This is a genomic window from Aquabacter sp. (assembly GCF_965279295.1).
Taxonomy (GTDB): Bacteria; Pseudomonadota; Alphaproteobacteria; order Rhizobiales; family Xanthobacteraceae; genus Aquabacter.
Window position 1 is genome coordinate 1 of sequence record NZ_CBDIHQ010000014.1, and the last position, 21,131, is coordinate 21,131.

Genomic DNA, 21,131 nt, shown 5'->3' on the forward strand with positions numbered 1-21,131 from the left:
GCCCGAGAGGCGGCCGGCGATCTCCTCCAGCGCTGCGTCCCAGGAGATCGGCACGAAGCCGGGATCGGCCGCCCCCTTGGGGGCGGTCCGGCGCATGGGGGAGGTGAGGCGCCGCGCGCTATGGGCGATTTCCGGCGCGGCGCGGCCCTTGGGACAGAGCGCCTTGCCGGTGGGATGGGCGGGGTTCGGCCTCACCGCCAGCAGCCGCCCGTCCTCGACGAGGTTGATCGTGCCGCACCGCGAGCGGCACAGCGTGCAGAACCCTTCCTTCTGGTGGATGGTCATGGCCATCTCCTGCGGCGCGCCGCCCGGCCGGTGCGGGGAGCCGCCATCTCAACTCAAGACGCGCGGGCGAGCGGCGGTTCCGCCGTCGCCAGTTCCGCCGCCACCAGATCCTCGATCGCCGTGCCCACGGACTTGAACAGCGTGATGTCGGCGGCGTTCGCGCGTCCCGCGACTTTACCGGAGCACAGGTCGAACAGATCGCCACGCACCTTGTCGAGCGAGAATGTGCCCGCCGCCACCGGCAGCAGCAGGTCGCCGGCCTCGGCGAAGGCGCCGGCGCGGGTGTCGACATAGACTTCGCTCTTGGCGATCAGCGCATCGTCGCTCTCGCGCATGGTCTTGGTGAAGGCGCCGACCAGATCCACATGGGTGCCGGCCTTCACGTCCGCGCCCAGCACCAGGGGGACGGTGGAGGTGGTGGCGCAGGCGATGATATCGGCCTGTCCGACGGCGGCGGAAAGGTCGGTGACGCCCTCGGCCGCAAGTCCGGTGGCGCGCAGGCCTGCGGCCATGGCCGCCGCCTTCTCCGCCGAGCGGCCCCAGATCAGCACGCGGGTGATCGGCCGTACGCTGCAATGGGCGGCCGCGAGATAGCGTGAGAGATGGCCGGTGCCGACCACCACCAGAGTGCTGCTGTCGGGGCGGGAAAGATAGGTCGAGGCCAGCGCGGAACTGGCCGCCGTGCGCCGGTTGGTGAGCGAATCCCCATCGATGATGGCGCGGGGCGCGCCGGTCTCACCGTCGAACAGCACGAACAGCGAATGCACCGCGCCGAGGCCGATGGCGGCATTGGTGGGGAAGACATTGACCAGCTTCACGCCGATGGCATCGCCGCGCCGCCACACCGGCATGGTGAGAAGATGCGCGGGCACGCCGCCGGTGCCGACCTCATATGCCTGCCGGACGGGCGCCTCGCTCTGCCCCCTCCGCGAACGCCCGCTCCAGCGCTGCCACCAGCTTGGGATAGCCCAGCTGCGCATGGACCTGCTCGGCATTCAGCACACGCACCATCGTCAACTCCTCAATCCATCCGCACGGCGCCGGTGCAAATCCACAGCACCTCCGCCTCCTCGTCGCTGACCGAGACCAGGGCATGGCCCATCGCACTGTCGAAATAGATGCTGTCGCCCGGCGCCAGCACCACGGGGGCGTAAAATTCGGTGAACACCTCAACCTGCCCGGAGATCACGCATACGAATTCCTCGCCCTCGTGCCGCCACCCAGCCGGCGAAATCATCCAGGCTGCGCGCGCGGATCTTGGCCTTGAACGGCAGCATCTGCTTGCGCGACAGGTCTGTCGCCAGAACCTCGTAATGATAGGTGCGGGTCGGATGCTGCTTGCCCTCGCCCGCGCGGAACACGCTGCGCCGGCCGCCCGGCGCCACCTGCCTGCGGGTGTCGAACAATTCCACCAGGTCGAGGTCCAGCCCGCGGGTGATCCGCTGGAGGACATCATAGGTGGGCGACATCTGCCCGTTCTCGATCTTGGACAAGGTGGAGCGCGCGACCCCGGTGCGCTGGCTCACCTCTTCCAGGGTCCAACCCTTGTCGGTGCGCATGCGCTTCAGCTTCAGCCCCAGGTCGACGCGGTCGCCCGCGCCGCCCCGTTCCCCGGCGAAATGCGCGGGGATCACATTGGACTGAACCACCACCTCGGGTTCGGTCCGCTTGCCGCGCGCCGGCGTTTCACGTTCCGCCGGACGCTCGGCCGGCACCGGCGCGATGCCGGTCTCGTCCGCACGGGACGCACGAGCGCCTCGGGCGGAGCGTTTCGGTTCGGCAACGCGCGGCATGGATACTCCTCCTGGGGGTGGGCGCAAGCCCGGCCCCGTCCTTTATTTCTTCACCAGAGGGCATTCGCTTTCCGACAGCGGAAGGAAGGCCTGGTCCCCGGGAATCGTGGCGAGAATCTTATAGTAATCCCACGGGTACTTGGATTCCGAAGGCTTCTTCACCTCGACCAGGGCCAAGTCGTGCACCATGCGCCCGTCCTCACGCACTTTGCCGTTCTTGGCGAAGAAGTCGTTGACCGGCATTTCCTTCATCTTGGCCGCGACCGCCTTGGCCTCGTCCGTGCCGGCCGCCTGGACCGCCTTGAGATAATGGGTGATGGAGGAATAGACTCCGGCCTGGAGTGCGGTCGGCATCGCCTTGCGGCGCTCGAAGAAGCGCTTGGCCCAAGCGCGGGTCTCGTCGTTGGTGTCCCAATAGAAGCCTTCGACGAAGGAGGTGCCCTGAGCGGTCTGGAGGCCGAGGGCGTGGACGTCGGAGATGAACATCACCGGCCCCACCAGCGACTGCCCGCCGGCGACGATGCCGAACTCATTGGCCTGCTTGATCGCAGTGGTGAGGTCCTTGCCGGCGTTGGCGAGGAAGATCACCTCAGCCTTGGAGGCCTGAGCCGGCAGAAGATAGGGCGACATGTCGGGGGAGTTGAACGGGTTGCGGATCGAGCCGACCACCGTGCCCCCGTCCTTCTTCACCTGCGCCATGCCGATCTTTTCGAGCGACTGGCCGAAGGCGAAGTCCGCCGTGACGAAATACCAAGTCTTCTTGCCCTGCTTGATCAGGGCGTTCACCGGCGCGACGGTGTTGGAATAATTGTCATAGACCCACTGGAAGCCGGTGGGCGAACACTGCTTGCCGGTGAGGTCGGTGGTGCCGGGCGAGGAGAACAGGGCGACGCGGTTGGCGTCCTTGGTCAGCTGCTGCACCGCCAGGGCGATGGCGCTGTTGGTGACGTCGGAGATGACGTCCACCTGCTCGTTCTCGATCCAGCGGCGGGCAATGCCGACGCCGATGTCCGCCTTCTGCTGGTGGTCGGCGCCGACGATGACGATCGGCTTGCCGAGCACGGTGCCGCCGAAATCCTCGGCAGCCATCTGCGCGGCCAACAGCGAGCCGGGGCCGTTCATATCCGACCACTGGCCGGACATGTCGGTGAGCACGCCGATCTTCACCTGATCATCGCTGAGCTTGCCAGCCGCCGCAGGGGCGGCAGCGGGCGTGGTTTGAGCACCGGCAGGCCCGGAGGCGAGGAGGGCACAGAAGCCGAGCGCCGCCGCGGCGCCCCGCCATTGGAACGAGAGGTCCTGAACCATGGCTTGTTCCCTTTTTTATCTGGAAGTGAGGCGATGCTATCCCTCGGACATTCACCATTCAACGCATAAGTTTCGTATCGGATACAAAAATACGAAATAAGAAATTCTAGGCGGCATCGGGAGCCGGCCGCGCGGCGGCCGGGGGCGTCGCCCCCCGGCTTCTGCGGGCGAGAAAGGCCATCAGTTCACCCACCAGCCCGCGCCGGAATGCCAGCACGCAGGCGACGAAGATGGCGCCGTGGATCACCGTGACCCATTGGCCCAGCGAGGCCAGATAGGTCTGCATGGCGATGACGATGAACGCGCCCACCAGCGGCCCGTAGAGCGTGCCCACCCCACCGAGGAAGGCCATGAGCAACACCTCTCCGGACATGGTCCAGTGCACGTCGGTGAGGGTGGCGAGCTGCACCACCACCGCCTTGGTGGAGCCGGCGAGGCCCGCCAGCGTCGCCGAGAGGGTGAAGGCCACGAGCTTGTAGCGGTCGGTGGAAAAGCCCAGTGACTGGGCGCGGGGCTCATGCTCGCGGATCGCCTGGAGCACCTGCCCGAACGGCGACTTCACCACACGGGCGATCAGCAGGAAGCTGAGCAGGAAAATCGCCAGGACGAACAGATACAGCACCTTGGGGTCGGCCAGGTTGAACAGGCCGAACAGCGTGCCACGCGGAATATTCTGAAGCCCGTCCTCACCGCCGGTGAACGGCGCCTGGAGGGCAACGAAATAGACCATCTGGCCGAGCGCCAGCGTGACCATGGCGAAATAGATGCCGCTGCGCCGGATGGCGAGCCAGCCGGACGCGAGGCCGAGCAGGGCGGCGGTCGCGGTTCCCGCGAGGATGGCGAGTTCCGGCGGAAGGCCCCACACCTTGGCGGCATGGCCGCAGACATAGCCGGCGGAGCCCAGGAACATGGCGTGGCCGAACGATACCAGCCGCCCGTAGCCGGCGATCAGGTTGAAGGCACAGGCGAACAGGCCGAACAGCATCGCCTTCATGAGAAAGCCGGGATAGACGAAGGCTGGCGCGATGAGCAGCAGCACCGCCATGGCGGCGAACACCGCCCGCTCGACCTTCGGGGAGGAAGGGGGCGCCTCGATCACCGCATGGGCGCCCGCCACCGCCTCCGGCTTCGAGCCGAACAGGCCGCCCGGCCGCAGCAGCAGCACGATCGCCATCAGCACGAACACCACCGTGGTGGAGGCCTGAGGATAGAAGGTGCGCGTCAGCCCTTCCGCCAGCCCCACCAAAAAGCCCGTCACCACCGCGCCCATGATCGAGCCCATGCCGCCGATGACCACCACCGCGAACACGACGATGATGACGTCCGCGCCCATGAGCGGGCTCACCTGATAGATGGGCGCCGCCAGCACGCCGGCGAACGCCGCCAGGGCCGCGCCGGCGCCGTAGGTCAGCATGATCATGCGCGGCACGTTGATGCCGAACGCCTGCACCAGCGGGGCGTTCTCGGTCGCCGCCCGCAGATAGGAACCGAGCTTGGTGTGCTCGATGATGAACCATGTGCCCAGGCACACCACCAGCGAAGCGACGATCACCCAGGCGCGGTAGGTGGGCAGGAACATGAAGCCGAGATTGGTGCCGCCGGTGAGCGCGGCGGGAATGGCATAGGGCTGGCCGGAGGAGCCGAACCAATCCCGCGCCACCCCCTGGATGATCAGCGACAGGCCGAAGGTCAGCAGCATGCCGTAGAGATGATCGAGCTTGTAAAGCGGCCGCAGCATTGTCCGCTCGATGAGAATGCCGAACAGCCCGACCCCGAGCGGCGCCAGCAGCAGCGCCCACCAATAGCCGACACCAAGATATTCCAGCAGCAGCCAGGCCCCCAGCGCGCCCATCATATAGAGCGCGCCATGGGCGAAATTGACGATGTTCATCATCCCGAAGATGACCGCGAGCCCAAGGCTGAGCATGGCGTAGAAGGCGCCGTTGATGAGCCCAAGGAGAAGCTGGCCGAACAGCACCGCCGAGGGCACGCCGAAGATCATGGTCATGGCCTCGTCCTCCTCAGATGCCGAGATAGGTTTTGAGCGAATCCATGCGGCCCGCCAGCGCCGCGCCGGGGATTTCGTCCACCACGCGCCCGAGTTCGACCACGTAGTGGCGGTCGGCCAGCCCGGCGGCGAAAGCGACGTTCTGCTCCACCAGAAGGATGGTGAAGCCCAGCGCCTTGAGCTTGCGCACCGTGGCGCCGATCTGCGCGATGATGACGGGCGCGAGGCCCTCGGTGGGCTCGTCGAGCAGCAGGATGCGTGCGCCGGTGCGCAGGATGCGGGCCAGCGCCAGCATCTGTTGTTCGCCGCCGGAGAGCTTGGTGCCCTGGCTGTCGAGCCGCTCGCGCAGGTTCGGGAACAGGTCGAGGATGTCTTCCGGCTCCATGCCGCCGGGGCGCACCTTGGGCGGCAGCATCAGATTCTCGCGCACATTGAGGCTGGAGAAGATGCCGCGCTCCTCGGGGCACAAGGCGATGCCGGTGCGGGCGATGCGGTGGGGCGGGGCGTTCACCAGTTCGGTGGCGCCGAAGCGGATGGAGCCGGCGCGCTTGGGCACCAAACCCATGATGGAGCGCAACGCGGTGGTCTTTCCGGCGCCGTTGCGGCCGAGCAGCGTCACCACCTCGCCGCCGCGCACCTCAAAATCCAGCCCGTGCAGGGCCTGGGATTCGCCGTACCAGGCCTTGAGGGCCTTGATCTTCAGGGTCTCATCCAAGGTGCTGCCCTCCGGTGTAGGCGGCGGTCACGTCGGCGCGGGCGGAGACTTCGGCATAGCTGCCGCGGGCCAGGATTTCGCCGCGCACCATCACGGTGATGGTGTCGGCAAGGTCCGCCACGACGCGCATATTGTGCTCCACCAGCAGGATGGTGCGGCCGGCGCCCGCCTGCCGGATCAACGCGGTGACGCGGCCGATGTCCTCGTGTCCGAGCCCGGCCATGGGCTCGTCCAGAAGCAGGATCTCGGGATCGATGGCGAGCGTCGTCGCCAGTTCCAGCACCCGCTTGCGGCCATAGGAGAGATTGGCGGCGCGGGCATCGGCGTGTTCCTGAAGGCCGAAGGTCTCGATCAGTTCGTCGGCCCGGCGCCGCACGGCGGGATGGCCGGACACCTTGCCCAGCAGGCTCCAGGCGATGCCGTTCGCGTTCAGCAGCGCCAGTTCGACATTCTCCCGCACCGTGAGCCCGGCGAACACCGCCGAGATCTGGAACGAGCGCACCACGCCGCGCCGCGCCATGGCCGGGGGGCGCAGCTTCGTGACGTCGTCGCCGCGATGGAAGATGCGGCCGGACGATGGGTCGAGGAATTTGGTGAGCAGGTTGAACAGCGTGGTCTTGCCGGCGCCGTTCGGGCCGATGACAGCGTGGATCGTGCCCTGTTCCAGGCCGAAATCCACGTTTGAGACGGCTTTGAAACCGCCGAACTCGCGGCTCAGTCCACGGGCTTCGAGCACGTACACGGCACGGCCTCGCTGTGCGGCAACGGCCTCGCCCATCCGCGCTGCGGACCTGCGGTGCCGGCCTTTGGAGCGTTCGCCGTGGCGCGTCGGCAACCCGCTCCCATTCCCCTCTTCACGCCTTGTTGGAGAGGATCGTAACGGAAAGTTTCAGTTGTTCAATATCGGAAACTTATTTCTTGTCGGGGACGCGCAAACGAAAATGCCCGGCACAAGGCCGGGCATCGGATCGAAGTCGTTGGTGGGGGCGGAGAGGATCTCAGAAGAACGCCTGGATGCCGGTGATGCCCCGGCCGATGATCAGCGCATGGATGTCGCTGGTGCCTTCGTAGGTGTTCACCGTCTCCAGGTTTGCTGAATGCCGCATCACATGGAACTCGGCCGAGATGCCGTTGCCGCCGTGCATGTCCCGAGCCATGCGGGCGATGTCCAGGGCCTTCGCGCAATTGTTGCGCTTGAGGTAGGAGATGGTCTCCGGCGGCAGGCGCCCCTCGTCGAACAGCCGGCCGGCGCGCAGGCATCCCTGGAGGCCGAAGGCGATGTCGGTGGACATATCCGCCAGCTTCTTCTGGACGAGTTGGTTCGCCGCCAGCGGCTTGCCGAACTGCTTGCGGTCCAGCGTGTATTGCCGTGCCGCCGAGAGGCAGGCTTCCGCCGCGCCCATGGCGCCCCAGCCGATGCCGAAGCGCGCCCGGTTAAGGCAGCCGAACGGACCCTTCAGACCCGACACGTTGGGGAGAAGATTTTCCTCGGGAATATCGACATTATCCATCACCACTTCGCCGGTGATGGAGGCGCGCAGCGAGAGCTTGTTGCCGATCTTGGGGGTCGAAAGCCCCTTGGCCCCGCGTTCGACAATGAAGCCACGTATCGCATCGCCATGCGCAGTCGATCTTGCCCAAATCACGGCTAGATCAGCAATCGGCGCGTTCGAAATCCACATCTTCGCGCCATTGAGGCGATAGCCGCCGTCGATCTTGTCCGCCCGCGTGCGCATGCCCGCAGGATCGGAGCCGGCATCGGGTTCGGTCAGGCCGAAGCAGCCGACCCATTCGCCAGACGCAAGCTTTGGCAAGTACTTAAGCCGCTGCGCCTCGTCGCCGTAAGCGAAGATCGGATGCATGACGAGGGAGGATTGGACGCTCATGGCCGAGCGATAGCCACTATCCACCCGCTCGACCTCACGGGCCACCAGCCCATAGCTTACATACCCTAGGCCAGCTCCGCCATAGGTCTCCGGGATGGTCGAGCCGAGGAGGCCTAAGTCTCCCATTTCACTCATGATTTCGCGGTCGAAGCGTTCGTCCATATAGGCCGAGGTGACACGCGGCAGCAGCTTTTCCTGGGCATAATTGCGCGCCGTATCGCGCACCAACCGCTCCTCCTCGGTCAGCTGCCCCTCCAGGTCGAAAGGGTCTTCCCAATCGAAGCTCAGTTTCCCCGTTGCCGCCGCCATAGATGCCTCCTCCGATTGCCCGGACTGTCCTAAACCTATTTACATTCCGTCCGGTAGGAATGTAAATAGGTTTCGATCTTGGGAAGCTTCGTCCGGCCACAAGGTGCATGTTCATGGGGCATGGAAACAAGCTGAAAATTCAGCCGGGAGAACGCGTCGTGGCGGTTTCTCCGGAGGACAGGCCGGCCCGCCGCATCGGCCGCCCGCCTTTGAACGCAGACCCCCGCGCCGTCATTCTGCGCGAGGCCGCCCGGCAATTCGCCGCGAAAGGCTATGAGGCCAGCTCCCTCAACGAGGTCGCGGCCGCCATGAATTATTCAAAGGGGGCGATCTACAATTACTTCCGCTCCAAGCAAGAAATCTACGACGCTATCATCATCGCGACTCTCTCCGGGCTCCATGACGCCAGCCAGGAAGCGGTGCTGCCGGACGACCCGCCGCCCGAACAGCTTCGGCGCTTCATGATCGCCCATGCGCAATATCTCTCTGACAACACGGACAGTTTCGTCACCATGCTGGTCGGCTTCTCCGGCATGGCCGATGCAAAGCTGAAGCAGGACGCGATACGCCTGCGCGATGCCCACGAAGGATTGTTGCGGAAGATCATCGCCGACGGCGTCGCCATCGGAGCGTTCCAGCATGCCGACCCCGCAGTGGTCGGGCGTGCGGTGCTGTCGCTTCTGAGTTGGATGACGCGCTGGTACAGGCCCGGCGGCACCAAGAGCGCCCAGGACGTCGCCTGCGAATATTACGACCTCATTGCCCAGGGGCTACGGCCGAGGGCGTAGTCACCTGTCAGGACACGATATTCTGTGGTGATCGCAAGTGAGCCATCCGTTATAGACCTGCCCGGATCGCCGCGAACACCATGCCGAGGACACCATGCCGACCTTTTCCTCCGATGGACTGGAACTTGCCTATGTGGAAGAGGGCACTGGCGATCCGGTCCTGCTGATCCATGGCTTCGGTTCCACCAAGGAGGTCAACTGGGTCAACACCTCCTGGTTCAAGACGCTCACCGGTGCGGGACGCCGCGCCATCGCCTTCGACCATCGCGGCCATGGCGCCTCGGTGAAACTTTATGAGCCGAACCAATACGATACCCGCCTCATGGCCAAGGATGCACTGCGCCTGCTGGAGCATCTTGGTCTCGCGCGAGCGGATGTCGTCGGCTATTCCATGGGCGCCCGCGTCACGGCGCAGATGGCGCTGCTCTATCCCGAAGCCGTGCGATCCCTGGTAATGGGTGGGCTCGGCATCCATCTGGTGGATGGCGGCGGGCTCCCGCAATCTATCGCGGAAGCTCTGGAAGCACCGAGCCTTGATGATGTTACAGACCCCATGGGGCGCATGTTCCGGGCGTTCGGCGATGCCAACAAGGCGGACCTGAAAGCGCTGGCGGCTTGCATTCGTGGGTCTCGCCAAAGCGTTAGCCGCGAGGAGGTGGCACAGATCCGCCAGCCGGCGCTGGTGGCGGTCGGCACGCGGGATGCCATCGCCGGCTCCGCTCAGGAGCTTGCCGCCTTGCTGCCCCATGGCGCGGCGCTCGATATTCCCGGCCGCGACCATAACCCCGCAGTGGGTGACAAGGTGTTCAAGCAGGGCGTTCTGGATTTCCTATCCCGCAGACCCTGAAGGTCGGTTATGCATCGGCGGGGTGCGCCGCTGCCGTCCCGTGTGCTAGAACGGTCGCGAAAATGATCCATTGGGAGGCAGGAATGCCGCAACCCCTGTTCCAGACGCCTGTCACCAAGGCAACCAGTGAGCGTTGGCACGACGTGGTCGACCCGGTGTGGGCGCGCCTTAGAAATGAGGCCGACGAAGCCTCCGAGAAGGAGCCGCTGCTGGCCGGCTTCTTCATTGGCGCCATCCTTGGCCATGACAGCCTGGAGGCTGTCATCGGCGCGCGCATCGCCGCGCGGCTCGACCACGCCGAGCTGCCGGGCTCCATTATCCGCGCCACCTATCATGAGGCGGTTGCGGGAGATCGCTCCATTTCCCAGGCGCTGCGTGCCGACATCATGGCGGTACTGGACCGTGACCCCGCGGCCACGCGCGCGCTTGAGCCGGTGCTCTACTTCAAGGGCTTCCACGCGCTCCAGACCCACCGTCTCGCCCATTGGCTGTGGATGCAGGGGAAAAAGGACTTCGCCCTCTACCTCCAGAGCCGCGCCTCCTCGGTGTTCGCTGTGGACATCCACCCGGCGGTCCCCGTGGGCCGTGGGTTGTTCCTCGATCATGCCACCAGCATCGTCATCGGTGCGACTGCGGTGATCGAGGACGATGTATCGATCCTTCAGGGCGTGACCTTGGGCGGCACCGGCAAGGAAACCGGAGACCGCCACCCGAAAATTCGCCGTGGCGTTCTGATCGGCGCCGGCGCGAAAATTCTGGGCAACATCGAAGTCGGCCATTGCGCCCGCATCGCGGCTGGCTCAGTGGTGCTGAAGCCGGTGCCGCACAACACCACGGTCGCGGGCATCCCCGCAAAGGTGGTGGGGGAGGCTGGGTGCGCCGAGCCGGCGCGCGCCATGGACCAGATGTTCGACGATCACATCTTCGCCGGAGCGGACATCTGAGCCGCCCGCACAACGTGGCCGCCGCGGTGGCCATTCGTACCCCTGGAGGACTGACGTTTGGAAAAGACCGAGCTGGAGCGCGTTCAGCGCTATCTTCGCACCTTGTTCGGCAACCCGCAGATCAAGGTGACGGCGCAGGCGAAGAAGAAGGATTCCGCCGAGGTCTATCTCGGGGATGAATTCATCGGCGTCCTCTACAAGGACGACGAGGATGGCGATCTCTCCTATAATTTCCAGATGGCCATTCTCGACGCCGATCTCGACTGAGCAAAGGGTTCCCCGGCGTTGCCGGGGAACCCTTTTCGGGCGCGGATGTCTTCCCTCCTGCCCCCGCCGGGGATAGACCGGGCTTATTGAAGACCCGAGGTTTCCCGTGCCCTTCCTTAGCTTCTCCGGAGAGAGGTTCCGCATCGCTTTAGACGGTACGGAAACCGCGCCACCGCTGGTTCTCGCGCATTCACTGGGCACTTCCCTTGAAATGTGGGACAGCATCGTTCCCCGCCTCGCAGCCCGCTTCCGGGTGATCCGCTACGACGCGCGCGGCCATGGGCAAAGCGCCGCGCCGGATGCGGTTTATTCCATGGGCGATCTCGGCCGCGATCTCCTGAACATTCTCGACGCACTGAACATTCCCCGGGTCGATCTGTGTGGGCTTTCCCTCGGCGGCATGGTGGGGCAATGGATGGCGCTCAACGCGCCTGGCCGTTTGAAGCGGGTGGTGCTCGCCAACACCACCGCCCATGCCGGCCCGCCGCGCCTGTGGGAGGGGCGGATCAAGCATATCCGCGCCGCCGGCACGGCTTCGGTGGCCGATGCGGTGGTCGCAAGCTGGTTCACGCCCGAGTTTCTCGCCGCCCAGCCGGCCAAGGTTTCGCCGGTGCGGCAGATGATCGTGGACACGCCGGCGGGCGGCTACATGGGCACCAGTTGCGCCATGCGGGACATGGATTTCCGCGAGGCGTTGAAGCAGGTATCTGTGCCGGCCATGGTGATTATCGGTGCCAGGGACCGTTCCACACCGGACTCCTGTGGGGACCTGATCGCCGCCCACCTTCCCGGCGCACGCCGCGAGGTCCTGGACTGCGCGCACATGTCCTCCATCGAGATGCCTGAGGCCTTCGCGGGACTGGTTGAAGGGTTTCTGACGTAAGTGGTGTGCGCTTAAGGCGACACCGCAATGACACCGAATGGTGTTTACTGAAGCCGGCTTGATGCGAGCGGGGATGGATCATGGCGGGCGACACCAGCAGGACCGGCGGCGACCACGACCATGCCGGGGGCGGGCACTCCGGCCATGACCATTCTGGCCACGGTGATGAGCACGCCGGCCATAAGCACGCCGCTCACGACCCGGCAGCGCACAAGGGGCATTCTCACGGCCATGGGGGGCATTCTCACGCCGGCCATGACCACGCGCACGCCTTGCCGAAATCGCTGCGCGCCTTCGCGATCGGCGCCTCGGTCAATTTCGGCTTCGTCATCATCGAGGCGGTGTTCGGCTTTTTCTCCGGTTCGCTCTCGCTGCTCGCCGACGCCGGTCACAATCTCTCCGACGTGCTCGGCCTGCTGCTGGCCTGGGCGGCCGCCTGGCTCTCGAGCCGGCCGCCCACCGCGAAGCGCACGTTCGGCTTCGGTCGCTCCTCAATCCTCGCCGCGCTGGCGAATGCCATCATCCTTCTGCTCGGAACCGGCGGCATCATCGTCGAGTCCATTTCGCGGCTGTCCGATCCGCGTCCCGTGGACACTGGCATCGTGATGGTGGTGGCGCTCATCGGCATCGGCGTGAATTTCGGCACGGCGCTGCTGTTCATGGCGGACCGCAAAAGCGACCTCAACGTACGCGGCGCCTTCGTTCATCTCATCGCCGATGCGGCGATCTCGCTCGGCGTCGTGATCGCCGCCGGCGTCATTGCCCTGACCGGGTGGCTATGGCTCGACCCCGTGGTCAGCCTTGCGATCTCGGTCGCCATTATCCTCGGCACCTGGGGCCTGTTCCGCGACAGTGTCGACATGGCCATGGACGCGGTGCCGGCCGGTATCGACCGGGCCGAGGTGGAGGCTTATCTCGGAAAGCAGCCGGGCGTGACCGAGGTGCACGATCTGCACATCTGGTCGCTTTCCACCACGGAGAACGCTCTGACCGCTCATCTCGTGCGTCCCGGCGCGGCGTTGGACGATGCGTTCCTGGCTGACACCTGCGCCGGCCTGAAGGCGAAGTTCCAGATCGGCCATGCCGCGATCCAGGTGGAAGCCGGAGACCTCCCCTGCGCCCTCGCACCCGCGCACGTCGTGTGACGGCTTGAGCGCGGTTGTCCCGGACAAGTGAGAGCGAAGCTCGAACGCAGATCCGGGACCCAGCGCAAGATTTCCGCGAAGCGGGCAATCGCTTGTCCGGGACAACACGCATAGACGGCTTACGCGGCTTTGACTGGCTTGAGACCTTCCAAGGCTTCCCTGGCGATCGGGCTCAGGCCCTCGCCGCCATGATCGATGTGCTCGGCGATCTTGCTGCGCATGCGCGGATCCCAGAACTTCTCGATGTGCACGCGGGTGCCTTCCACCGCCGCGGCGTGGGGCTGGCTGGCGAAGAAGGTGGCGATCTGGTTCGCCATATAAACGAGGCGGTCGTTGGTGGTTTTATGCGACATGTGCCTGCCGTGAGGATGGGCTGGACGCAATGCGCCCGGGATGGGTGAAGACTTCAAAACCGTCGCTGCGCACGATGGCAGCCAGGGTCATGCCGGAGGCATGGGCCGTGCGGATGGCAAGGGAGGTCGGGGCAGAGACGGCGGCGATCACGCCTACCCCCAGCACCGCCGCCTTCTGCACCATTTCGATGGAGACCCGGCTGGTGAGCAGCAGCAATCCGCGATCCGGTTGGGTATCGAGCGCCGCCACCTTGCCCACCAGCTTGTCGAGGGCATTATGGCGCCCCACGTCCTCGCACACCGCCAGCAGGCCACGTCCGGGCTCATAATAGCCAGCCGCGTGTACAGCACGGGTCTCATGGTTGAGCGCCTGCGCGGGGCCGAGCAGGGCCATGGCTTCCAGTAGGGCGCTTGAGGTAAAAACAGCGTCGGAGATAACCTGCGCGGCGGGGCGGATCGCTTCCGAAAGGCTCTCGACGCCGCAAAGTCCGCAGCCGGTGGGACCGGCGAGATGTCGCCGTCGCGCGGAAAGCACCGCCATCTTCTCCGGCGCAATCCACATGCGCGCCTCGATGCCGTCCTCCACCGCGATCACGTCCAAGCTGAGGATCTCGTTGGGCGCGGCGATGATACCTTCAGTCAGGGAGAAGCCCAGGGCGAAGGCGGCAATATCGAGCGGGGTCGCCATCATCACCGCATGGGTCGTGCCGTTATAGGTGAGCGCTACCGGCGTCTCCTCTGGCACCGCGCGCTCCCCTTCGCTCGCCACGCCATCGCGCCAGGCACGGCGGGTGATCCGGCGAACCGGATCCGGGAAGTCGGGGATGAGGTCATCAGACATGGGGGGCACCGGGTTCAGGCGATGCCTTGAAGGTCGTCTTGAATGCGAGCAAGTTCAAGCGGCGGCTGGTTATCCGCGCCTTCTCCGTTTGCACCCTCTCCCGCTTTCGGGGGAGGGCAGGGAGGGGGCATCGGCTGGGTGCGGGACCTGCTGCACCGCTCGATACCGTCCGCACTTTCCCCCTCCCCAGCCCTCCCCCGCAAGCGGGAGAGGGGGCTTGGTGGTGCAGGTGGAGGGAGGGCTGCCGGTTCACAATAGCCCGCTCACTCCGCCGCTTCGGCGATGCGGCGGCTTTCGCGGGAGAGCTTCTCATACTCTTCCTGCCAGGCGGACGGCCCGTTGGACGGCGCGACCTGCACGGCAGTGACCTTGTATTCCGGGCAGTTGGTGGCCCAGTCGGAGAAGTCGGTCGTTACCACGTTCGCCTGCGTCACAGGATGGTGGAAGGTGGTGTAGACCACGCCGGTGGGCATGCGCTCGCTGATGACCGCGCGCAGGGATGTGGAGCCTGCGCGGCTCTCCAGCCGCACGAAGTCGCCATCGCGAATACCGCGGTTCTCGGCATCGTGGGGATGGATCTCCAGCACGTCCTCGGGATGCCAGGCCACATTGTCGGTGCGCCGCGTCTGGGCGCCGACATTGTACTGGCTGAGAATGCGTCCTGTGGTGAGCAGCAGCGGGAAGCGCGGGCCGGTGCGCTCGTCTGTCGGCACGTACTCGGTGAGGATAAACTTGCCCTTGCCGCGTACGAAGCCGCCGATGTGCATGATGGGCGTGCCTTCCGGCGCCTTCTCATTGCACGGCCACTGCACCGAGCCCATCTCGTCCAGTTTCTTGTAGGAGACGCCCGTGAAGGTGGGCGTCAGCATGGCGATCTCGTCCATGATCTCGCTGGGGTGCGCATACGGCATGTCGTAGCCGAGCGCCTTGGAGAGCATGACGGTGACTTCCCAGTCGGCATAGCCGTTCTTGGGCGCCATCACCTTGCGCACGCGCTGGATGCGCCGCTCGGCATTGGTGAAGGTGCCGTCCTTCTCGAGGAAGGAGCAGCCGGGCAGGAAGACGTGGGCGTAGTTGGCGGTCTCGTTCAGGAACAAGTCCTGCACGACTAGGCATTCCAGGGCGCCGAGACCGGCGGAGACATGGCGCGTGTCTGGGTCGGACTGGAGAATGTCCTCGCCCTGCACGTACATGCCCTTGAAGGTGCCATCCACGGCCGCATCGAACATATTGGGAATGCGCAGGCCCGGCTCGGCATCCAGCTTCACGCCCCACAGGCCCTCGAACAGCGCACGGGTGTCGCCGTCCGAGACGTGGCGATAGCCGGAGAGCTCGTGCGGGAACGAGCCCATATCGCAGGCGCCCTGCACATTGTTCTGTCCGCGCAGCGGGTTCACGCCCACGCCGTTGCGGCCGACATTGCCGGTGGCCATGGCGAGGTTGGCGATGGCCATGACCGTGGTCGAGCCCTGGGAATGCTCGGTGACGCCGAGGCCGTAATAGATCGCCCCGTTGCCGCCGGTGGCATAGAGGCGGGCGGCCGCGCGTACCAGCTTGGGGTCGACGCCGGTGTAACGCTGCACCGCCTCGGGGCTGTGGCGCTCCTCGGCCACGAATGCGGCCCATTCCTGGAACTCGGCCCAGTCGCAGCGCTCGCGCACGAAGGTCTCGTCGACGAGGCCCTCGGTCACGATCACATGCGCCAGCGCGGTGACGATCGCCACGTTGGTGCCGGGCCGCAGCGGCAGATGGTAGGACGCCTCAACATGGGGCGTGCGCACCAGGTCGATCTTGCGCGGATCGACGACGATGAGCTTGGCGCCCTCGCGCAGGCGCTTCTTCATGCGCGAGCCGAACACCGGGTGCCCGTCGGTCGGGTTGGCGCCGATGACGAGGATGACGTCGCTCTCTTCGACGCTGTCGAAATCCTGCGTGCCCGCCGAGGTGCCATAGGTCTGGGACAGGCCGTAGCCGGTGGGCGAATGGCAGACGCGGGCGCAGGTATCGACATTGTTGTTGCCGAAGGCGCCGCGGATCAGCTTCTGGACGAGATAGGTTTCCTCGTTGGTGCAGCGCGAGGAGGTGATGCCGCCCACCGCCAGCCGGCCGTACTTGGCCTGGATGCGCTTGAACTCGGAGGCGGCGTATCCGATCGCCTCCTCATAGCTCACTTCCTTCCAGGGCTGGTCTATGGAGGAGCGGATCATCGGCTTCAGGATGCGGTCCTTGTGGGTCGCATAGCCGTAGGCGAAGCGGCCCTTCACGCAGGAATGGCCCCGGTTCGCCTTGCCATTCTTGTAAGGCACCATGCGCACCAGTTCGTCGCCGCGCATCTCGGCCTTGAAGGTGCAGCCGACGCCACAATAGGCGCAGGTGGTGACAAGCGAATGCTCCGGCGTGCCGATGTCGAACATCGCCTTCTCGTTCAGCGTCGCGGTGGGGCAAGCCTGCACGCAGGCGCCGCAGGAGACGCATTCCGAATTGAGGAAGGTTTCGCTCATGCCCGGCGAGACGCGCGAGCCGAAGCCGCGGCCGGAAATGGTCAGCGCAAACGTGCCCTGCACCTCTTCGCAGGCTCGGACGCAGCGATTGCAGACGATGCACTTCGACTGCTCATAGGTGAAATAGGGGTTGGATTCGTCCTTGCCCAGCTTGGTGTGGTTCTCGCCCTCATAGCCGTAGCGCACCTCGCGCAGGCCGACGACGCCGGCCATGTCCTGAAGCTCGCAATCGCCGTTGGCGGAGCAGGTCAGGCAGTCCAGCGGATGGTCGGAGATGTAGAGTTCCATCACGCCCTTGCGGATGGTCTTCAGCCGCTCGGTCTGGGTCTTCACCACCATGCCGTCCATGACGGGCGTGGTGCAGGAGGCCGGCGTGCCGTTGCGGCCCTCGATCTCCACCAGGCAGAGCCGGCAGGAGCCGAAAGCATCCAGCATGTCGGTGGCGCAGAGCTTGGGGATCTGGTTCCCCGCTTCCATAGCGGCGCGCATGATGGAGGTGCCTTCCGGCACCTGGATCTTCATGCCGTCGATCACCAGCGAGACGATTTTCTCGGACTTGGAGAGCGGGGTGCCGTAGTCGATTTCGTGAATGAGGGACATGGACGTCTCCTATTCGGCGGCCACGGGCAACTTCGGCGAAACGCCGAAGTCTTCCGGGAAATGGGTGAGGGCGCTGAGCACCGGGTAAGGCGTGAAGCCGCCGAGCGCGCAGAGCGAGCCGAGCTTCATGGTCTGGCAGAGGTCGGTCAGCACGGCGAGGTTCGCATCGCGCTTGGTGCCGGCGATGATCTTGTCGAGGGTCTCGACGCCGCGCGTCGAGCCGATGCGGCAGGGGGTGCACTTGCCGCAGCTCTCGTGGGAGCAGAACTCCATGGCGAAGCGCGCCATGTGCGCCATGTCCACGGTGTCGTCGAACACCGTGATGCCGCCATGGCCGATCAGCGCGTCCTTCGCGGCGAACGCCTCATAGTCGAACGGGGTGTCGAACTGGTGCACCGGGAGATAGGCGCCGAGCGGCCCACCCGCCTGCACCGCGCGCACCGGGCGGCCCGATGCCGTGCCGCCGCCAATATCGTTGACGAGTTCGCCCAGCGAGATACCGAAGGCGGTCTCGAACAGGCCACCAAACTTGATGTTGCCGGCAAGCTGGATCGGCATCGTGCCGCGCGAGCGACCCATTCCGAAATCCTTGTAGAAGGCGCCGCCCCTGTCGAGGATCACGGGCACGGTGGCCAGCGAGATCAGATTGTTGATGACGGTGGGTCGGCCGAACAGGCCCTTGAAGGCGGGCAGCGGCGGCTTGGCGCGGACCACGCCGCGCTTGCCTTCCAGGCTGTCCAGCAGCGCCGTTTCCTCGCCGCAGACATAGGCGCCCGCGCCCATGCGCATCTCGATGTCGAAGGCATAGCCTGAGCCGGCGACATTCGCGCCGAGCAGGCCGGCGCGGCGGGCGATGGCGATGGCCTTTTCCATCACCACCAGGGAGAGGGGATATTCTGAACGGCAGTAGACGAAGCCCTTGGTCGCCCCTACCGCGATGCCGGCGATGGTCATGCCTTCGATCAGGCAGAACGGGTCGGCTTCCATGATGAGCCGGTCGGCGAAGGTGCCGCTGTCGCCCTCGTCGGCGTTGCAGACGATGTATTTCTGGTCGGCCGGCGCGCCGGCGACCGTGCGCCACTTGATGCCGGTCGGGAAGCCAGCGCCGCCGCGTCCGCGCAGGCCGCTCTGGAACACCTCTTCGACGATCGCGGCCGGCCCGATTTCAAGCGCCTTGGCGAGGCCCTTGTAGCCGTCATGCGCCTTGTAGTCGGCAAGCGAGAGCGGATCGATGATGCCGCAGCGCGCGAAGGTCAGGCGCGTCTGGCGCTTCAGGTAGGGGATTTCCTCCACCAGCCCGACACAGAGCGGATGGTCCTTGCCTTCAAGCATTCCGGCAGCCAGCAGGCCGGACACGTCGGAAGGCTTCACCGGGCCGTAGCCGACGCGGCCGGCGGGTGTCTCAACCTCGACAAGCGGCTCCAGCCAGAACAGGCCGCGCGAGCCGTTGCGCACGATGTCGGTCTTGGTGCCGCCTGCCACGAAGGCGTCGTCGAACTTGCGGGCGATGCGATCGGCACCGCAGGCGACAGCAGTGGCATCGTTGGGGACGAAGATGCGGGCGGTGTTCATCGGTCAGTCTCCGCCACCAGTTCGTCGATGGTCTCGCGATCGAGGCGGCCGACAAGGCGCCCGTCGATCATGGCCGAGGGCGCGCAGGCGCACAGGCCGAGGCAATAGATCGGCTCCAGCGTCACCCGACCATCCGGCGAGGTCTCGCCCATCTCGATGCCGAGGCGTTCCTCGGCATAGGCGGCAAGCTCGGTGGAACCCATGGCCTGGCATGCCTCGGCGGCGCACAGCTTGATAACATGGCGGCCCGGCGGCTCGCGGCGGAAGTCATGGTAGAAGGTGACGACGCCATAGACCTCGGCGCGCGAGAGGTTGAGGCTCTCTGCGATCATCGGCACCACGGGGTCGGGAACGAAGCCGAACGCCTCTTGGATGGCATGCAGGATCGGCATGGTGGCGCCGGCCATCTCACGGTGCGTTGTGATGATCTGCGAAGCGCGCTCCGCGCTCCATGGCTCGTAACCGGCAACCGGCATATTCCACATCCCATAGGGCAGCGTGACGCCGCGCTTTTTGTGATCGTTATAAGGAGTGTGGCATACAAAGAGCCGCAATCAAGCGGGCTGTGGGATGTTGCGATAGAACATCTCTATCGTTCGTGACCCGCGCGGAATGCCTCAGGGACGGTCAAAAAAGGCCCTTTCGGCCATCCACCACCCCGGAATGGGCATTTTCGCGGGCATCCGATTGCTTTCTTCTATGCTGCACTGCAGCATTTCGGGCGCGCTGGCTCAGGGTTGAAGCGCGACGAGCGCGGGATCGCGGTCGGCAAGTGATTCCAGCCGAGGCGCGATGCGGCGTGCTTCGGCCACGAGCGCGGCTGTAATGGGCGTGGTCGGCTCCCGATGGGGCACCACAAGGCCGATGGAGTGTGAAATCTCAGGATCGACGATCGGGATCGAACGCACGATCGAAGTCAGCCCCAGCGAATCCGCCAGCATGGCCGGCATGACGCTGGCCCAATGGCCGGTGCGCACATGGGTGAACAGCACGATCATGGAATTGGATTCGAGCGTCGGCTTTGGCGGTCCGCCGGCGGCGCTGAGCAGGCCGTCGATGATCCGGCGGTTCTGCATGTCGGGGGTCAGAAGGCAGAGCGGCAGTTCGGCGATTTCGGCCCAACTCACATGCTGCCGGTCGCCGTATTTGGAATTGGGCGAGGTCACGAGACGGTATTGCTCGCGATAGAGCGGAACCGTGTTCACCCGGCCGAGCGGCTCGTTGTCGAGATAGGTCAGGCCCGCGTCGATCTCCAGGTTTTCCAGGTGGTTCAGGATTTCGATGGAGGTGCGCGAAATCACGGTGAACCGCACGTCGGGATGGCGTGCGCGGAACGGCGTCGTCAGCGCGGCGACCATGGGCAAAGCGGTGGGGATGGCTGCGATCCGAAGCGGCCCGGCCAGCCCGCGTTTCAGCGCATCGATGTCCTGCCGCATGGCGCGGCTGTCGGAGACGATGCGGCGCGCCCATTCCAGCGTGCGCTCGCCCTCGGGCGTGAAGCCCATGAAGCGGGAGCCGCGCTGCACCAGCAGCACGCCCAACGTATCCTCAAGCTGCTTGATGCCGGCAGAAAGAGTCGGCTGCGTCACGCCGCACGCTTCTCCCGCCCGGCCGAAATGGCGCTCCCGTGCGAGGGCGATCAAATATTCGAGCTTGTCGATCATTGAGGCGGTCAATCTGCCTGAGGCGCGGGCGGCACTGAAGCGGGGAGCTTGCCCGAAGTGCTGGGGATTTCAAATACATGGTCGGCACAGGCGCGTTGACTAGAGAAGCGCGGCCGTTCCGTGTCGAATATCCATGGAACTCAATCCCCACAAACAGAGTTAGCAGAACGTTTCCAGATGCCATAGGGGCGCTGGCTTTAGATCCTGTTCGCAGGAGGGTGACATGGCATTCGCGCGCGCTTTCGTGGTGATTTCGTTGCTGGCCGTGATTTCCTCGGCGTCTGCCTCGCTGCTTACACCGCCGCCCGTCGCGACGGGTGATCAGAAGCAGGAACAGCAGAAGCCAGAGCAGCAGAAATATTACGGGCCGAGCAAGATCGCCTGATCCCGGCTGCTGCCGTCGATCCATTCTGACACACAGG

At 65.4% G+C, this 21,131-nt stretch carries 23 protein-coding genes and 2 pseudogenes; 7 read left to right on the top strand and 18 right to left on the bottom strand.

Annotated elements, in window-relative coordinates; genetic code table 11:
- From ADADO0_RS09010 to ADADO0_RS09060, 11 genes and pseudogenes are all read right to left on the bottom strand, one after another.
- Positions 1–285 (bottom strand): annotated as a pseudogene (locus tag ADADO0_RS09010) (hypothetical protein); the annotation flags it as partial.
- Positions 286–338: 53 nt separating this feature from the next.
- Complete coding sequence (gene lhpI / locus ADADO0_RS09015; RefSeq protein WP_511304799.1) at positions 339–1,157, bottom strand: bifunctional Delta(1)-pyrroline-2-carboxylate/Delta(1)-piperideine-2-carboxylate reductase; 819 nt, start codon at positions 1,155–1,157, stop codon at positions 339–341.
- 16 nt (positions 1,158–1,173) lie between these two features.
- The gene (locus ADADO0_RS09020) at positions 1,174–1,296 is read right to left on the bottom strand and encodes a hypothetical protein (RefSeq protein ID WP_511304800.1); all 123 of its coding nucleotides are present in this window, start codon (positions 1,294–1,296) and stop codon (positions 1,174–1,176) included.
- Between the two features lie 10 nt (positions 1,297–1,306).
- Positions 1,307–1,474, bottom strand: a complete 168-nt coding sequence (locus ADADO0_RS09025) for a cupin domain-containing protein (RefSeq protein WP_511304801.1) — start codon at positions 1,472–1,474, stop codon at positions 1,307–1,309.
- Positions 1,455–2,078, bottom strand: coding sequence for a helix-turn-helix domain-containing protein (locus tag ADADO0_RS09030; RefSeq protein WP_511304802.1), 624 nt, complete (start codon positions 2,076–2,078; stop codon positions 1,455–1,457). The genes ADADO0_RS09025 and ADADO0_RS09030 overlap by 20 nt, the downstream gene beginning before the upstream one ends.
- A 42-nt stretch (positions 2,079–2,120) precedes the next feature.
- Positions 2,121–3,386: an ABC transporter substrate-binding protein gene (locus tag ADADO0_RS09035; RefSeq protein WP_511304803.1), complete on the bottom strand. Its 1,266-nt coding sequence runs from the start codon at positions 3,384–3,386 to the stop codon at positions 2,121–2,123.
- Positions 3,387–3,492: 106 nt separating this feature from the next.
- Positions 3,493–4,431, bottom strand: a complete 939-nt coding sequence (locus ADADO0_RS09040; protein WP_511305078.1) for a branched-chain amino acid ABC transporter permease — start codon at positions 4,429–4,431, stop codon at positions 3,493–3,495.
- A gap of 87 nt (positions 4,432–4,518) precedes the next feature.
- Positions 4,519–5,394: pseudogene (locus ADADO0_RS09045) on the bottom strand (branched-chain amino acid ABC transporter permease); the annotation flags it as partial.
- A gap of 13 nt (positions 5,395–5,407) precedes the next feature.
- A complete protein-coding gene (locus ADADO0_RS09050; RefSeq protein WP_511304804.1) occupies positions 5,408–6,109 on the bottom strand; it encodes an ABC transporter ATP-binding protein in 702 nt (233 codons plus the stop codon).
- Positions 6,102–6,887, bottom strand: coding sequence for an ABC transporter ATP-binding protein (locus ADADO0_RS09055; protein ID WP_511304805.1), 786 nt, complete (start codon positions 6,885–6,887; stop codon positions 6,102–6,104). The genes ADADO0_RS09050 and ADADO0_RS09055 overlap by 8 nt, the downstream gene beginning before the upstream one ends.
- A 220-nt stretch (positions 6,888–7,107) precedes the next feature.
- Positions 7,108–8,304, bottom strand: a complete 1,197-nt coding sequence (locus ADADO0_RS09060) for an acyl-CoA dehydrogenase (RefSeq protein WP_511304806.1) — start codon at positions 8,302–8,304, stop codon at positions 7,108–7,110.
- Between the two features lie 158 nt (positions 8,305–8,462).
- On the opposite strand from ADADO0_RS09060, the gene ADADO0_RS09065 reads away from it, so the two are divergent.
- From ADADO0_RS09065 to pcaD, 5 genes are all read left to right on the top strand, one after another.
- Entirely contained in the window at positions 8,463–9,092 is a 630-nt protein-coding gene (locus tag ADADO0_RS09065; protein ID WP_511304807.1) for a TetR/AcrR family transcriptional regulator, read from the top strand.
- A gap of 94 nt (positions 9,093–9,186) precedes the next feature.
- Positions 9,187–9,939 (top strand): alpha/beta fold hydrolase, encoded by a 753-nt coding sequence (locus ADADO0_RS09070; RefSeq protein ID WP_511304808.1) that lies wholly within the window; start codon positions 9,187–9,189, stop codon positions 9,937–9,939.
- An 83-nt stretch (positions 9,940–10,022) separates the two neighbouring features.
- Positions 10,023–10,883, top strand: a complete 861-nt coding sequence (cysE, locus tag ADADO0_RS09075; protein WP_511304809.1) for a serine O-acetyltransferase — start codon at positions 10,023–10,025, stop codon at positions 10,881–10,883.
- A 57-nt stretch (positions 10,884–10,940) separates the two neighbouring features.
- Entirely contained in the window at positions 10,941–11,150 is a 210-nt protein-coding gene (locus tag ADADO0_RS09080; protein WP_511304810.1) for a DUF3126 family protein, read from the top strand.
- 106 nt (positions 11,151–11,256) lie between these two features.
- The gene (pcaD, locus tag ADADO0_RS09085) at positions 11,257–12,033 is read left to right on the top strand and encodes a 3-oxoadipate enol-lactonase (RefSeq protein ID WP_511304811.1); all 777 of its coding nucleotides are present in this window, start codon (positions 11,257–11,259) and stop codon (positions 12,031–12,033) included.
- 44 nt (positions 12,034–12,077) lie between these two features.
- Here the strand turns inward: pcaD and ADADO0_RS09090 are convergent, their stop codons facing one another.
- Positions 12,078–12,266 (bottom strand): hypothetical protein, encoded by a 189-nt coding sequence (locus ADADO0_RS09090; RefSeq protein ID WP_511304812.1) that lies wholly within the window; start codon positions 12,264–12,266, stop codon positions 12,078–12,080.
- A 39-nt stretch (positions 12,267–12,305) separates the two neighbouring features.
- Here ADADO0_RS09090 and ADADO0_RS09095 point away from each other — a divergent pair, with 39 nt between their 5' ends.
- The gene (locus ADADO0_RS09095) at positions 12,306–13,178 is read left to right on the top strand and encodes a cation diffusion facilitator family transporter (RefSeq protein ID WP_511304813.1); all 873 of its coding nucleotides are present in this window, start codon (positions 12,306–12,308) and stop codon (positions 13,176–13,178) included.
- A gap of 119 nt (positions 13,179–13,297) precedes the next feature.
- On the opposite strand, the gene ADADO0_RS09100 is transcribed toward ADADO0_RS09095, so the two are convergent.
- The 6 genes from ADADO0_RS09100 to ADADO0_RS09125 form a co-directional block, all read right to left on the bottom strand.
- Positions 13,298–13,531, bottom strand: a complete 234-nt coding sequence (locus ADADO0_RS09100) for a formate dehydrogenase subunit delta (RefSeq protein WP_511304814.1) — start codon at positions 13,529–13,531, stop codon at positions 13,298–13,300.
- Positions 13,521–14,372, bottom strand: coding sequence for a formate dehydrogenase accessory sulfurtransferase FdhD (gene fdhD / locus ADADO0_RS09105; RefSeq protein WP_511304815.1), 852 nt, complete (start codon positions 14,370–14,372; stop codon positions 13,521–13,523). The genes ADADO0_RS09100 and fdhD overlap by 11 nt, the downstream gene beginning before the upstream one ends.
- Positions 14,373–14,635: 263 nt before the next feature.
- Positions 14,636–17,473: a formate dehydrogenase subunit alpha gene (gene fdhF / locus ADADO0_RS09110; RefSeq protein WP_511304816.1), complete on the bottom strand. Its 2,838-nt coding sequence runs from the start codon at positions 17,471–17,473 to the stop codon at positions 14,636–14,638.
- Between the two features lie 9 nt (positions 17,474–17,482).
- On the bottom strand, positions 17,483–19,045 hold the full coding sequence (locus ADADO0_RS09115; protein WP_511304817.1) for a formate dehydrogenase beta subunit: 1,563 nt from the start codon (positions 19,043–19,045) through the stop codon (positions 17,483–17,485).
- Positions 19,042–19,521: a formate dehydrogenase subunit gamma gene (locus tag ADADO0_RS09120; RefSeq protein ID WP_511304818.1), complete on the bottom strand. Its 480-nt coding sequence runs from the start codon at positions 19,519–19,521 to the stop codon at positions 19,042–19,044. The genes ADADO0_RS09115 and ADADO0_RS09120 overlap by 4 nt, the downstream gene beginning before the upstream one ends.
- 255 nt (positions 19,522–19,776) lie before the next feature.
- Positions 19,777–20,709, bottom strand: coding sequence for a LysR family transcriptional regulator (locus tag ADADO0_RS09125; protein WP_511304819.1), 933 nt, complete (start codon positions 20,707–20,709; stop codon positions 19,777–19,779).
- A gap of 223 nt (positions 20,710–20,932) precedes the next feature.
- Here ADADO0_RS09125 and ADADO0_RS09130 point away from each other — a divergent pair, with 223 nt between their 5' ends.
- On the top strand, positions 20,933–21,094 hold the full coding sequence (locus tag ADADO0_RS09130; RefSeq protein ID WP_511304820.1) for a hypothetical protein: 162 nt from the start codon (positions 20,933–20,935) through the stop codon (positions 21,092–21,094).
- Positions 21,095–21,131 lie beyond the last annotated feature (37 nt).

Excerpts from the sequence above, each read along its gene's own strand:
- ADADO0_RS09020 (WP_511304800.1), bottom strand. The coding sequence starts at position 1,296 with ATGGTGCGTGTGCTGAATGCCGAGCAGGTCCATGCGCAGCTGGGCTAT.
- ADADO0_RS09030 (WP_511304802.1), bottom strand. The coding sequence starts at position 2,078 with ATGCCGCGCGTTGCCGAACCGAAACGCTCCGCCCGAGGCGCTCGTGCG.
- ADADO0_RS09035 (WP_511304803.1), bottom strand. The coding sequence starts at position 3,386 with ATGGTTCAGGACCTCTCGTTCCAATGGCGGGGCGCCGCGGCGGCGCTC.
- ADADO0_RS09040 (WP_511305078.1), bottom strand. The coding sequence starts at position 4,431 with ATGGCGGTGCTGCTGCTCATCGCGCCAGCCTTCGTCTATCCCGGCTTT.
- ADADO0_RS09055 (WP_511304805.1), bottom strand. The coding sequence starts at position 6,887 with ATGGGCGAGGCCGTTGCCGCACAGCGAGGCCGTGCCGTGTACGTGCTC.
- ADADO0_RS09060 (WP_511304806.1), bottom strand. The coding sequence starts at position 8,304 with ATGGCGGCGGCAACGGGGAAACTGAGCTTCGATTGGGAAGACCCTTTC.
- ADADO0_RS09070 (WP_511304808.1), top strand. The coding sequence starts at position 9,187 with ATGCCGACCTTTTCCTCCGATGGACTGGAACTTGCCTATGTGGAAGAG.
- cysE (WP_511304809.1), top strand. The coding sequence starts at position 10,023 with ATGCCGCAACCCCTGTTCCAGACGCCTGTCACCAAGGCAACCAGTGAG.
- ADADO0_RS09090 (WP_511304812.1), bottom strand. The coding sequence starts at position 12,266 with ATGGCCGTGAGAATGCCCCTTGTGCGCTGCCGGGTCGTGAGCGGCGTG.
- ADADO0_RS09100 (WP_511304814.1), bottom strand. The coding sequence starts at position 13,531 with ATGTCGCATAAAACCACCAACGACCGCCTCGTTTATATGGCGAACCAG.
- fdhD (WP_511304815.1), bottom strand. The coding sequence starts at position 14,372 with ATGTCTGATGACCTCATCCCCGACTTCCCGGATCCGGTTCGCCGGATC.
- fdhF (WP_511304816.1), bottom strand. The coding sequence starts at position 17,473 with ATGTCCCTCATTCACGAAATCGACTACGGCACCCCGCTCTCCAAGTCC.
- ADADO0_RS09115 (WP_511304817.1), bottom strand. The coding sequence starts at position 19,045 with ATGAACACCGCCCGCATCTTCGTCCCCAACGATGCCACTGCTGTCGCC.
- ADADO0_RS09120 (WP_511304818.1), bottom strand. The coding sequence starts at position 19,521 with ATGCCGGTTGCCGGTTACGAGCCATGGAGCGCGGAGCGCGCTTCGCAG.
- ADADO0_RS09125 (WP_511304819.1), bottom strand. The coding sequence starts at position 20,709 with ATGATCGACAAGCTCGAATATTTGATCGCCCTCGCACGGGAGCGCCAT.
- ADADO0_RS09130 (WP_511304820.1), top strand. The coding sequence starts at position 20,933 with ATGGCATTCGCGCGCGCTTTCGTGGTGATTTCGTTGCTGGCCGTGATT.